Origin of the sequence: Mycobacterium sp. (assembly GCF_032162605.1) — a bacterium.
In the GTDB taxonomy this organism is placed as follows: domain Bacteria; phylum Actinomycetota; class Actinomycetes; order Mycobacteriales; family Mycobacteriaceae; genus Mycobacterium.
The window spans coordinates 16,628-27,660 of record NZ_JAVROT010000604.1 but is presented as its reverse complement, the minus strand read 5'-3'; the positions used below and the strand labels follow the sequence as shown (position 1 = coordinate 27,660).

15 protein-coding genes and 2 pseudogenes are annotated in these 11,033 nt (G+C 66.1%); 7 read left to right on the top strand and 10 right to left on the bottom strand.

Translation table 11 applies throughout. The annotated features are described in order from the left end of the window. Nucleotides 1–242 precede the first annotated feature (242 nt). Nucleotides 243–449: pseudogene (locus tag QOI01_RS34740) on the top strand (alpha/beta hydrolase family protein); the annotation flags it as partial. Here the strand turns inward: QOI01_RS34740 and QOI01_RS34735 are convergent. After that, the gene (locus QOI01_RS34735; RefSeq protein WP_526388570.1) at nt 377–1,276 is read right to left on the bottom strand and encodes a cutinase family protein; all 900 of its coding nucleotides are present in this window, start codon (nt 1,274–1,276) and stop codon (nt 377–379) included. The pseudogene QOI01_RS34740 and the gene QOI01_RS34735 overlap by 73 nt on opposite strands. A 415-nt stretch (nt 1,277–1,691) precedes the next feature. Between QOI01_RS34735 and QOI01_RS34730 the strand changes: the two genes are divergently transcribed. Then, nucleotides 1,692–2,582, top strand: coding sequence for an aminoglycoside phosphotransferase family protein (locus QOI01_RS34730; protein ID WP_526388568.1), 891 nt, complete (start codon nt 1,692–1,694; stop codon nt 2,580–2,582). A 242-nt stretch (nt 2,583–2,824) separates the two neighbouring features. Here QOI01_RS34730 and QOI01_RS34725 read toward each other — a convergent pair whose 3' ends face one another. The 3 genes from QOI01_RS34725 to QOI01_RS34715 form a co-directional block, all read right to left on the bottom strand. Beyond that, the gene (locus tag QOI01_RS34725) at nt 2,825–2,995 is read right to left on the bottom strand and encodes a hypothetical protein (protein ID WP_526388566.1); all 171 of its coding nucleotides are present in this window, start codon (nt 2,993–2,995) and stop codon (nt 2,825–2,827) included. A gap of 229 nt (nt 2,996–3,224) precedes the next feature. Continuing rightward, on the bottom strand, nt 3,225–3,443 hold the full coding sequence (locus QOI01_RS34720; protein ID WP_526388564.1) for a hypothetical protein: 219 nt from the start codon (nt 3,441–3,443) through the stop codon (nt 3,225–3,227). 356 nt (nt 3,444–3,799) lie between these two features. Next, a complete protein-coding gene (locus tag QOI01_RS34715) occupies nt 3,800–4,630 on the bottom strand; it encodes an enoyl-CoA hydratase/isomerase family protein (RefSeq protein WP_526388562.1) in 831 nt (276 codons plus the stop codon). Between the two features lie 81 nt (nt 4,631–4,711). Here QOI01_RS34715 and QOI01_RS34710 point away from each other — a divergent pair, with 81 nt between their 5' ends. Continuing rightward, nucleotides 4,712–4,993 carry a hypothetical protein gene (locus QOI01_RS34710; protein WP_526388560.1) on the top strand — a complete coding sequence of 94 codons (282 nt, stop codon included), beginning with the start codon at nt 4,712–4,714 and terminating at the stop codon, nt 4,991–4,993. Nucleotides 4,994–5,006: 13 nt separating this feature from the next. Here the strand turns inward: QOI01_RS34710 and QOI01_RS34705 are convergent. Both QOI01_RS34705 and QOI01_RS34700 read right to left on the bottom strand, forming a co-directional pair. After that, nucleotides 5,007–5,105, bottom strand: a pseudogene (locus QOI01_RS34705) (SDR family oxidoreductase); the annotation flags it as partial. 26 nt (nt 5,106–5,131) lie between these two features. Beyond that, a complete protein-coding gene (locus QOI01_RS34700; protein ID WP_526388558.1) occupies nt 5,132–5,575 on the bottom strand; it encodes an arginase family protein in 444 nt (147 codons plus the stop codon). Nucleotides 5,576–5,878: 303 nt separating this feature from the next. Here QOI01_RS34700 and QOI01_RS34695 point away from each other — a divergent pair, with 303 nt between their 5' ends. Next, the gene (locus QOI01_RS34695) at nt 5,879–6,097 is read left to right on the top strand and encodes a PIN domain-containing protein (RefSeq protein WP_526388556.1); all 219 of its coding nucleotides are present in this window, start codon (nt 5,879–5,881) and stop codon (nt 6,095–6,097) included. Nucleotides 6,098–6,213: 116 nt separating this feature from the next. Then, nucleotides 6,214–6,660, top strand: coding sequence for a hypothetical protein (locus QOI01_RS34690; RefSeq protein ID WP_526388554.1), 447 nt, complete (start codon nt 6,214–6,216; stop codon nt 6,658–6,660). An 11-nt stretch (nt 6,661–6,671) separates the two neighbouring features. Here QOI01_RS34690 and QOI01_RS34685 read toward each other — a convergent pair whose 3' ends face one another. Genes QOI01_RS34685 through QOI01_RS34675 form a run of 3 tightly spaced genes read right to left on the bottom strand, consistent with a single transcriptional unit; the run spans nt 6,672 to nt 8,535 of the window. Beyond that, the gene (locus tag QOI01_RS34685) at nt 6,672–7,310 is read right to left on the bottom strand and encodes an SRPBCC domain-containing protein (RefSeq protein ID WP_526388552.1); all 639 of its coding nucleotides are present in this window, start codon (nt 7,308–7,310) and stop codon (nt 6,672–6,674) included. Further along, the gene (locus tag QOI01_RS34680) at nt 7,307–7,645 is read right to left on the bottom strand and encodes an ArsR/SmtB family transcription factor (protein WP_526388550.1); all 339 of its coding nucleotides are present in this window, start codon (nt 7,643–7,645) and stop codon (nt 7,307–7,309) included. The genes QOI01_RS34685 and QOI01_RS34680 overlap by 4 nt, the downstream gene beginning before the upstream one ends. Before the next feature lie 50 nt (nt 7,646–7,695). Beyond that, nucleotides 7,696–8,535 (bottom strand): SDR family NAD(P)-dependent oxidoreductase, encoded by an 840-nt coding sequence (locus QOI01_RS34675; RefSeq protein ID WP_526388549.1) that lies wholly within the window; start codon nt 8,533–8,535, stop codon nt 7,696–7,698. A 20-nt stretch (nt 8,536–8,555) separates the two neighbouring features. Between QOI01_RS34675 and QOI01_RS34670 the strand changes: the two genes are divergently transcribed. Next, nucleotides 8,556–8,954 carry a hypothetical protein gene (locus QOI01_RS34670; protein WP_526388548.1) on the top strand — a complete coding sequence of 133 codons (399 nt, stop codon included), beginning with the start codon at nt 8,556–8,558 and terminating at the stop codon, nt 8,952–8,954. 407 nt (nt 8,955–9,361) lie between these two features. Here QOI01_RS34670 and QOI01_RS34665 read toward each other — a convergent pair whose 3' ends face one another. After that, complete coding sequence (locus QOI01_RS34665; RefSeq protein WP_526388546.1) at nt 9,362–10,099, bottom strand: SDR family oxidoreductase; 738 nt, start codon at nt 10,097–10,099, stop codon at nt 9,362–9,364. Between the two features lie 104 nt (nt 10,100–10,203). Here QOI01_RS34665 and QOI01_RS34660 point away from each other — a divergent pair, with 104 nt between their 5' ends. Beyond that, complete coding sequence (locus QOI01_RS34660; RefSeq protein WP_526388544.1) at nt 10,204–10,980, top strand: DUF6498-containing protein; 777 nt, start codon at nt 10,204–10,206, stop codon at nt 10,978–10,980. Nucleotides 10,981–11,033 lie beyond the last annotated feature (53 nt).

Below are 11,033 nucleotides of genomic sequence, written 5' to 3'. Positions count from 1 at the left end.
AAGGAAAGCGCTAACCGCCTTCTCGCCGCCAACCTCCCCGACGGCGATGATCTCGTCGAGGAATGCTACGGCAGCCGCGACTTCAAGATCGGCGTCGAAGCGTTCCTGGCGAAGCAAAAGCCACTATGGACAGGCCAATAGCGGTCAAGGCGGTTCCGCCAATCGGGCAGATCACTCACCGCAGAGGTTCATCGGTCATGCGCAGGCACTGGATCGCTGGTATCCCCGACGACCCGGAGCAGGAGGCCGCCAACGACGTCCGTGTCGTACAGGCCGAATCCGACACCCTCCTCGACGCGCTGCGAGCACGTGGGGTCGAAGTCGAGTACATGATCAAGCACGACGAGGGGCACGGTTTCATCAACCCGGTCCAGGGTCAGCCGCCGCCGTTCGCCGTCAGCCCCATCGTGGACGTCGTCGCCGGGGCCGCGCTCATCACCAGACCGTAGAGCGGTGCGACCCAGGCGTGCGACCCGCTTGCCGTCGGCGCGTACGAGGTGTGAATCGCGAGCGCGGCGGGCGACAACGCGTCCGTGGTGGTGTCGGGGTCGTAGTCGCAGACCGGATCGCCCACGTCGCAGACGCTGACGGTGCGCGCGCCGATCGCCACCGGCAGCTTGGAGGTGGGGGCGGACGCCAGGAACGAATGCTCCTGAGCGACGCCCTTGCCCACTCCGGGCACGATTGCCGTCGAGCCCATGTTGACGGTGGTGTCGGCGGGCAGCCGGTCGCCGTCGGCGACCAGCAGCGCGGCCGCCACGTGCGGGTCGTCGGCCAGGTCCTCCAGGTTGCGGTGGATCACCATGGCGCCCTGCGAATAGCCGGCGAGCACCACCTGGGTGTCGGGGCACTGCTTGGTGAACGCCGTGTACTGCTCGGCGGCCGCGGCGGTGCCTTCCTTGACGCTGTCCATGAAGTCCATCCAGCCACCCACCCCGCCCTCCAGCGGAACCGGCGCTGCGGGGTACTGAACGGCCTCGGCGGTGATGGTCTGCCCGCTCGCCGCCAGGTCGCCCTGCAGTTGCAGATACGTCTGGTAGACGACGCCACCCATGCCACCGTTGGTGGTCAGACCCGCGCCGTCACGCTGGCCCGAACCCGCAGCGCCGATGAAGTGGTAGTCCCCACACCCGGATGCGGCGGAGGCGATCCCCGTAGACAATCCGGTCAATCCTGCCAGCGCGACGGCGGCCACCACGACGGCCAGTCCCATACGACGAATCACGACGAGTGCCCTCCGACCCTGCTGGCAGCCGGTGTTTAGTAGTGCTGCCATTCTCAGTCCTTTGATCGCTCCCCGGGCTACCTCGCGTTACAGCTTGTCCGACCTGGCTAACGCTTCGCGGTCGTTCTGGTCACGAACGGGGTTCGGTCCTGCCGGCTCGGCGGACGCGGTGGTTGGATCGGCAGGTGGTCGAACCGTCGCAGATGATGTGGCTGCTCTTCGCGCTCGCCTTGACGGCCACGACGTTCACGGGCCTCGGATTCGTCGTTGCGCGGCGGAACCGGCGACGCTCACGTGGGGTCTTCGTCCTCGGCGTGTTCTGCGGTGCGATGGCTGGTCCGCTCCTGCAACGACGGAGTCGGCACCTTCGCGCGCTCCGAGGCGCAACCCGAAGCGCAACCCGAAGCGCTGATCGTTTCGCCGCTCGCGTGGTCGCCCTCGTGGCGCGCCGCCAGTCGAGCCGGCGGTGACCGAACTTCCCACCGGTGTCCGAGCGATGGCTGCCCGCGGGCCGCGGTGGCAGCAGTGGGTCGACGAGCTCGCGACCATCATCCGGAGTCATCTCGAGCAGTGGGAGTTGCGGCCCGACGGGGCTGCGACGCACGGTTCGAGATCACTCGTCCTCCCCGTCCGCACGTCCGACGGTGCGCCCGCCGTCCTGAAGATCAGCTTTCCCGACGGGGATTCTGAACACGAACACCTCGTTCTCCGGCGATGGGGTGGCGAGGGTTCGGTTCGCCTGCTGCGCGCGGATCCCCGTCACCGCGTGGTGCTTCTCGAGCGACTGCGTCCGCAGAGTCTCGAGACGCTGACCGACGTCGAAGCGTGCGAGGTCGTGGCCGGGCTCTACCGACGCATCCACGTCCCTGCCCTACCTCAGTTGCGTTCCCTCACTTTGCATGTCGAGCACTGGACCCGCGAGTTCGGGGAGCTGCCGAGAAGTGCGCCGATCCCGCGCCGACTGGTCGAGCAGGCGATTGCACTCAGCAGCGACCTGATGGCCGACTCCGGCAACGCAGGCAGCGTGATCCACGGGGAGCTCCACTACGGGAACGTGCTCGCCGCCGACCGCGAGCCCTGGCTGACCATCGCCCCCAGGCCGATGAACGGCGATCCGCACTACGAGCTGGCGCCGATGCTCCTGCACCGCTGGGACGAGCTCGTCGGGCACATCCGCGACGGGGTCCGGTTCCGCTTCCACACCCTGGTCGACGTCGCCGGCCTCGACGAGGAACGGGCCCGCGCGTGGGTCATCGTTCGGGTTGTCCACGAAGCGACTCGCGAATTGAGCAGCGCGCGCGCCGACACCACCAGGCTGACGCATTACGTGGCGCTCGCCAAGGCCGTGCAGGACTGACGGCATGCATCGAACCCTGCACTTGGACTTGTTGGTCCGATCAGCTCTTCCCCCTGCAGAACCCACGCACCGCCGTACCGTCGGCGCCCTTGAGGGCATAATTCCTTGTTAACCGCGTGTTTCCGACGTGCGCGGGAGCTCGGCGAGTTACCTCTCACGATCTTGACCTAGAGTGTTTCTGGACGATACAGTTCACTTTATGTCAATTCACAGCTTTCCCTGCCAGCACGGATAGGACTCCCTCAGAAAAATCGCCGGCTTACTCGCCGCGTCGCAGCGACCGTTGGCATCTCTGCCGCCATCTCGGCGGCAGTGTTGACCGCCTGCGGAGATGGCGAATCCGGAGGGCCGGGGCCGTCGAGCACTACGACGACCACGACGACCACCGCCCCGTCAGCGACGGTCTCGCCCACCGAGAAGAGCATCAACCCGACGGGTGGCAATCTTCACGCCGCCGGTGAAGGCCCCTCCGGCCCCCCCCGCCTTCCCCGGCGACAACTGACGCACCGCGACGGAGGGGGCGGCCCCGTCGTTCGAGTGGGCCGCCCCGTCCAATTTCTCCTTCGCTCGTGTCATTCGGCTTCAGCAGCTGCTCCGGTCCGTCATTGGACGTATTAGTCCAATGGTCTGGACCGATCGAGCTCAGCGGTTAGCCACCGGTTCCGACGCACACTGGGCCGGCGCACGCGCCTGCGCCACCGGGTCCGGCGCCAGCACCAGCTCCCGGCACACCCGCGGTCGCGCCACCGGGTCCGGCGCCAGCGCCACCTCCTGGCACCTCAGCCGTTGCGCCACCGGGTCCGGCGCCAGCACCAGCTCCCGGCACACTCGCCGTCGCGCCACCGGGTCCCGCGCCAGCACCTGGCGCACCTGTACCTGGGGCACCCGTACCGGCCGGTGGTGAGGCGGGCGCCGTCGCGGTCCCGCTGGGCGCCGTTGTGGTCGCGCTCGTCGTAGTGCTCGTCGTGCTCGAGGTCGAGGAATCAGAACCGCTGCCGCTCGAGCCGCAGGCCGCGGTCAGCGTGCTCAGGGCGACGACGGCGGCGATTCCTGCCGCGACAGGGAAACTACGGACAATCCGATAGTCGGTCATGGTCAGTACTCAACTCTCTGTGAGGGGCTGCTTGGCCACCATTTCCCGGGCGCGGTGTACGTACCCACTCACATCCGATGTCAAGCGGGATCGAGTTTGCGGGCCCCCGCCAGTGGTCGGCCTGCTACTGCCCGGTGTAGGTGGCCTTTCCCGGTCCGACGTCGAGGAAGCTGACCACCGCGCGTTGCAGATCATCGGTTTCGAACAGTGCGCCGGAGACTTCGGGTGTGATGGCGTCGGCGTGGCCGACCCCGCCGGACCGCCATGCCGCGATGATCTGCTTCGTGGCGGCGTGCGCCTTGGTCGGTCCGTCGGCCAGACGCTCGGTCAGCGCGCGAGCCGCCGCGTCGACGTCGTCGTGGACGGCGTTCACCACACCCCATTGGGCCAGTGTCGCTGCGTCGTACAAGTCACCGGTCATCACGAGCTCGCGGGCTCGACCCGAACCGGCGCGCTCGGCGAGCCGCTGAGGTCCGCCCATCGACGGTGTCAGGCCAACCACGGTCTCGACGAGTCCGAGCTTCGCCCGCGGTGCAGCCAGGATGATGTCGCAGCCGAGCGCGATCTCGAATGCGGCGGTCAGTGTCAGGCCGTGCGCCGCGAAGACCACCGGGCACGGCAGTGCCTCGAGGGGACCGACGATCTCGGCGAACAGCTTGCGCCAGAGATCGGCACCCTGTTGCGCGGTCAGTCCCTGGAAGACGTGGACGTCGACGCCTGCCGAGTTCACCTTGCCCTCGGCGCGTAGTAGCAGTGCGCGTGGCGGGTTGGCGGCCAACTCCGCGATTCGTCCCACCAGCGAGTGGAACATCGACTGGTCGAACAGGTTCAGCGGGCCGTGGTCGAAGGTCAGGACGGCGACCTCGGCGCCCGCGGCGGTTCTGGTTCGCGCGACTGTGGTGGGTTCGGTTGGCACGGTGGTCAGGGTGCCATACCCGCCCAGCGGTGGGGTCATGTTGTCGTACTTCGTGGTGAGCCTCAGTCCGAAGACGTCACGCCGTCCGCCGGATCGGTGTTGTTGAGCACCAGGTCGTGGATGTCCCTGCTACGCAACACGTTCGCGTGGCACCGCTGCGCCATCGGGCCGGTCACGGGACGGCTCGTGATCAGCGGGACCGTCCTCAATCAGACGCCGGACGTCGCCAAGGTCAACTGGCAGAACAACTCCCACATGATCTTCTACAAGATCGGCGACCCACAGTTCCTCAAGATCCAGCAGGAGATCGTCGACGCCGCATACAAGGTCGGCGGCCTCAAGACCGACGCCGACGCCAGCATCGGTTACACGACGATCCTGGACCCCACCACCACCGGCTAATCGCCCTTGCGGCTCAACCGTTTCCGGCATTTACCCTGGCTCGCTCCCCCATCGAGGCGATACCTCCGCCATCGTTCAGGATGTCGGTGCCGATGAGATAGCGGGCTTTGTCATGTGAACTGAGACGGCACTCGACCTCTAGAACCGCGCGCTTAGATCGCGCACCAAATCAACGATGCGTCGAGCATCACGTCCCGAAGGGTCCTGGTCCGGGTCATAGATCGCCAGACTCAACCCGACGCAACCGCCCTGCTCAAGCGCCGCCGTCAGCGCGGAGGTGAGTTCGGCCCAGCCGAGTCCGCCGGGATCGTCTGCAACACCGGGCAGACCCTGCGCACCGAATTCCAGCGGGTCGAGGACGTCGAGGTCCACATGCAGCCACCAGCGGTCGGTTCGAGCTGCGATATGCCGTATGGCGGCGACGGCACAGGTCGCTGGATCCGACGATACGGCGGCCAACGGCGCGAGCCAGACCCCGGCATTTGCGAGGGAACCGACGTTGAAGCGACGACGCCACTCTTCGTCGCGAGGGCCAAGGACAGAGAGCAAATCCGGACGCAACGCGGGCAACGCTTCGGCCAACGGACCAGTCACGAGCCGCCCCGTCAACCCCAACAGCAGACCGAGCTCAGTGTTGGCTGCCTCGCCGTCGTCGGATACGTCAAGTGGCATTGCAATTCATGAAGGTGCTCCTAGACACCCACGTCTTGCTCTGGCTCGTCAGCGAGCCGTCGAAGCTCGACGCGGGGCGCTGGAGGTGCTCTCGAATCCGACGACGAATGTCTGTGTGACCGCCGCGTCGGCAGGGAGATCGCCATCAAGACGCGCCTTGGACGCCTCGAGGGCGATACGTTGCTGTCGGCCTGGCCTGATGTACTCGCCGGAATGAGCAGTGTCGAACTGTCCATCGAATCGTCGGATGCAATCCTGGCTGCCCGGCTGCCGTGGGACCACAAGGACCCCGTCGACCGGGTGATCGTTGCGCAGGTAGTTCGCCGCAACCTCACGATCGTCACGCGCGACACCCGGATCCTCGATGCCGCCCTCACCCCGACCCTCGAGGCCGAACGCTCTCGGCCCGACCGCCCCAATGCTCACGAATGATGCGCAACGCCCGAGCTACCCACCCGCGCGGGGCGCTCATCATCATTCCCCCGATCTGCGATGAGATCGGGTACTGACAGCCGACTCCCGACCACCACGCGGCTTAGGGTAAGGGCATGCGATCCATTAGTCGCTCGACTGCAACGATCGCCGTCGTCGTGGCGGGACTGCTCACCCTGGGCGGCACGACCGCCGCGGCAGAGCCCGCCGACGTGCCGACAGCTCCAGTCGTGACGCAAGTGACGGAGCGTCCCGAGTCCGACGGTGCCACGCCGTTCACCGATAATCCCTCGATCGTCGACAGTCGCCTGCAAGCCATGGATTCCTGGGGCCGGCCGCCCGCCGATCGCGCGATAGCCGTGCACTTCACCAGCGGCACGCCCGAGTGTTACGGCGTCCATGCCGAGGTTCAGGAGACCGCAGACATCGTCGCGGTGAAATTGCGTGCGGGCGTGCTGCCGGGAGCGGGTCAGCGGGTCTGCACGATGATCGCGGTACCCGGCACGCTGACGGTCGGCCTCCAGACGCCCCTGGCCAATCGGGCCGTCGTGAGCATCACGTGATCGGTTCCCGCTCATTCCTCGCCGAGGTACGCCTTGATGCATCGATCCGTCAATGCACGTGCTACCGAAGGATCCTCTCCCCCAGCGACGTTCGCCGTGTGCCAGGCCTCGCCGGACAGCGCGAGGAAGCGGTGGCCGTCCTCGGTAGCAGTCCACTGCGGCCCGAACGACGGATCGAGGGACTCGCCGGTTGCCACGTGAATGGCCAGCCCAAGCACCATCGAATCCCAGCCGATCCCCACTGCCCCTGGCCCGAACTCGCGCCAGTTCTCGTCGTCGGTGCCGATGGTGAGTTCGATCACCAACCGCGCCCGGCCGGGGTCCTCGCCGGTGACGCTGACGTCGATCGAGCTGACGTTGTCTCCGTACTCCCAAGTGGCGGTGAAGTTCTCCGGCGGGTCGCACGTGAGGACCGTGCCATGGGCGTGGCCCTCCAACTGATAGGAGCCGCCGACCGACAGGTCACCGGTGATCGGCATCAACCATCGTGGGATGCGTTCGATGCTGGTGACGGCATCCCACAGGTCTCCCGCGTTGGTGTCGTACGACTGGCTGATCGTGACTACGTGCGCCTCTCCGGCCTCGATCACGCGGGTCCCGACGTTGCGCCCAACAGCGTTGATCTGGTGGTCGACATCAATCTCGGTCATACCTTCCTCTCTCGTCGTTGTCGTTTTCCCCGCCCGATTTCGGTGGTCAATGCATCCAGGTGCGGTGCCCAGAAGCGGCGGAACCCATTGAGCCACTCATCGACGTCGCGAAGCGCCGCGCCATCGACGGCGTACAACCGGCGCTGACCTTCCGGGCGTACCGAAGTGAACCCGTTGTCCCGTAATACCTTCAGATGCTGCGACACTGCGGGCTGAGTGATCGCGAACTCGTCCTGAATGGTCTCGCCGATGGCGCCCGCCGACATTTCCCCGTCGGCGAGCAGTTCGAGGATCCGACGACGCACCGGGTCCCCCAGAACGTCGAACGCATGCACCCTTGCAAGGGTAAGTGATCGTTTATATAAGTCAAGTCTTTAGCGAAGGGTCAGCCGTTCCCGGCAGCGACCCTGGCCCGCTCCTTCATCGAGGCGATCACGCCACCATCGTTCAGGATGTCGATGCCAGTGAGATAGCCGGCTTTGCCACTGGCGCAGAACGCAAATAGCTCGGCCATCTCCTCCGCCTTGCCCCAGCGCGGGACCGCGAAGTCGGTGACCATCGCACCAGCACCGGCTTGCTCTTCCAGCTTGCCCATCTCGGTGTCGACGGACCCCGGCGAGACCGAGACGATCCGGAGCTCCCGACCGTTGAACCTCTCGGCCTGCGATGAGCTGTACCACCTGACGAAGCTCTTGCTCACCGCGTAAGCCAAACCGGATCGCGCCTCCTCGGGAATAAGGTTGCAGGCCAACACCATTTCGCTCATGAAGGCGGCATCGTCCTGCAGTGCCAGCGGGAACTGCCCCGTCGGAATCAGTTCCTCCGGCAGCATGTGAGCAGCCATCGACGCCACGTTGACAATCGCGGCACCCTCGCCGGCGGTGCGAAAGAAGACCTCGTTGACGTTGAGCGTGCCGAGCGCATTGGTCCTCATGACGTAGTCGGCGCCGCCCATGCTGGGGCTCACCCCCGCGGTGTGGATCACCGAGGCGACCGTCCCGAGTCCGGACGCCGTCTCGAAGAGCCTGGTGACCGCCTGTCGGTCGGTGACGTCACAGTTGACGACCGTGGGCGTCATTCCGAAGTCTTTCAGCGTGGCCGCCGCAGTATCGAGCCGCTCCGGCCTGACATCGCACAGCACGACCGCGTGATCGCGGCCGACGATCTTGGCCGTGGCCAAACCCATGCCACCCGCGCCGCCCGTGATCACTGACACTCGACTCATACCTGGACGGTATACGGGCCGTGCTGCCAGGCCACGTCACGGGTCGGGTGCGCGTCCGCCAGCACGGCCGGCAGGACCGTGCGGCGCTGCGCCATTATGGACTCTCCGGAACAGAACGGGGTGAGATCACGTTTCACTGGTTCGTTATCGGCACTTCGTACATGCTCATGGGCGAGACCGGCGCCGACTTCGACCATCCCGCGATCGAGCGCCCACCCGAGGGCAGGGATTGGTACCTGGTGGGCCCACACGTGATGTTCGTCTTCCCAGAAGGTGCTGGGGACCTCACGAACGGCATTGGAAACGACACTTCGTCAGGGGAGCCCTATGTCAGACCATTTCAAGGCGCCCAACCCCTCCTGGTCGTTCCGATCGCGCTACCCAACGAAGTGGTGCACGTAGACCGAGCAATCGGCTAGGTCCTCCCGGACAGACCGCTCAGCGCTCGGAGTCCAGGCTGCCATGTGGGCGCTGGGATAGCGTGCGCCGACAAGCGGCACGAGATCGGCCCTCGGGAGTCCACCCAGGCGATCGCCGCCTGGGCGCCACCGTCACCCCGAGTTCGTCGGCGACCTCGCGGAGCGTGTCGACCAGAGCCCGGTTGCATGGATTGATTGGCGGGCACTCGACGAAAGCCAGTGCCGGAGAGGGTGATCTGCGGTCCGTGAGTCCTGACCGGGCGATGCCGCGGACTCGCCTCGGATGGGCTGGTCGCAGACTTGACCCTCCCCCAAGGGGAGGGATCAGGGTGGTCGGCGTGCGGACAACCGTCGATCCATACTCACCCGGTGAGTCGTCGCCGAGCGAACAGCGCGTCGTCCGATGCTCATCCGCGTCCAAAGTAGGGCATGGCGCGCGCCATGACAGTCAGCGACGGCACCGACACATCCAGAGGCATCTCAACCAGGTGCGCCACGGACCGCGCCACATGCACCGCATCGAAAGTCGGCTCAGCGGTGGTACTTCCGTCAGCCTGCGCCGCCTCAGCATCGAAGCCAACGGTCATCGCGGTCGCTGCATTGCCGATGTCGATCTGCGTCACGCAAATGTCGAGATCGCGCAGATCCAGCAGCATCGAAGCCGTCAGCCCACTGATCGCGTGCTTGGTGACCGTATACGCCACACTGCGCGGGCGCGGCCGGTGCGCAGACAGCGAGCCATTGTTGATGATCCGTCCACCGCGCGGCAGCTGAGCCGACATCACCCGCACTGCTTCGCGGGCACAAAACACCGCGCCGTCCACATTGGTGCGCCAAGTCTCGTGCCACTGAGTGTCCTCGATCTGATCGATCGAGGCCGAGGGCCCGAACACACCCGCGTTGTTGAACAGCACGTCCACGCGCCCGAACGCCGACACCACGTCGGCGAACAACTCCTGCACCGAGCGCGCATCCGTGACATCCGTCGGAACCACCCGCGCATTCGGATGACCCTCCGCAGACTCCACCAGTGTCCCCGGTCGGCGCCCCGCCAACGCGACACGATGACCGGCCTGCAGCAAAACCCGAGCCGTAGCGCGGCCCAGTCCGCTTCCTGCCCCGGTGATGACGATGACCTTCTGCACCCGACCATTGTCGTTGGATGACAGGCCGCCTGAACGGCGGGGCTTGGGATCCGCTGGTGTCCGTACCATGAGCCCATGTGCCGGGCCGCCGCGGCGAGGTCGACATGACTCGATTCGTCCACCTGGTGAGCCTGCTGGCGGTGATCGCCGTCCCGTTGGTCGGTTGGTTCGCCGAGGACTGGTCAGGGGGCACCACCCTTGCGGTCTATTGGTTCGAGACTGTCGCGATGTGCCTGTTCATCTTGGCCAGGATGGTCCTGCATCGGTGCTGGACGCCGCGGCGGGGACACTTCCAGTACGTGGCACCGAGCGGAGTCCGGCGCGGCTCGCAGACCTCGTCCTTCGTGACGGGTTTCGCCATATCGAGTCTCGCCTTCTGCATGGCACACGGCGTGTTCCTCGGGACCATTCTGTTCCTGCTCGACCACAACGGCGGCCGTGCTCTCGCCGACGTCAGCTGGCGCAGTGTGGCATTCGGGTGTCTGACCGTCTTCGCCTTCCTCGCCGTCGGCTTCTTCGCGGATCTGCTCAGCCTGCGCCGGTGGTCGTTCTGGCAGATCGAGCAGACCGCTCGTCGAGGGCTTGGTCGTGTCGTCGTCGTCCATCTCACGATCGTGTTCGGCCTGATCGGGGTGGCCGTGACCGGCGCGCCCGACGCGTTGTTCGGGGTCTTCGTCGTCCTCAAATCCCTCTTTGCGCTGGGCACCGCCCTGCCTCAGTGGGAGCCGGCCGCCGCACCGGGGTGGCTCAGCCGAGTGATGAATGGGATCCCCAATGTGCACCCAGGACGACGCTTCGAGGACCTGTGGACCGAGGATCGCGCCGACGAGATCGAACGACGCGAACGAAACGAACGACCGTGGGTCGCTGCGCGACGATGACTCGGCCGAGGTCGATCATTGCCTTATTGTTACCTTATTTTGGCCTTACTTTT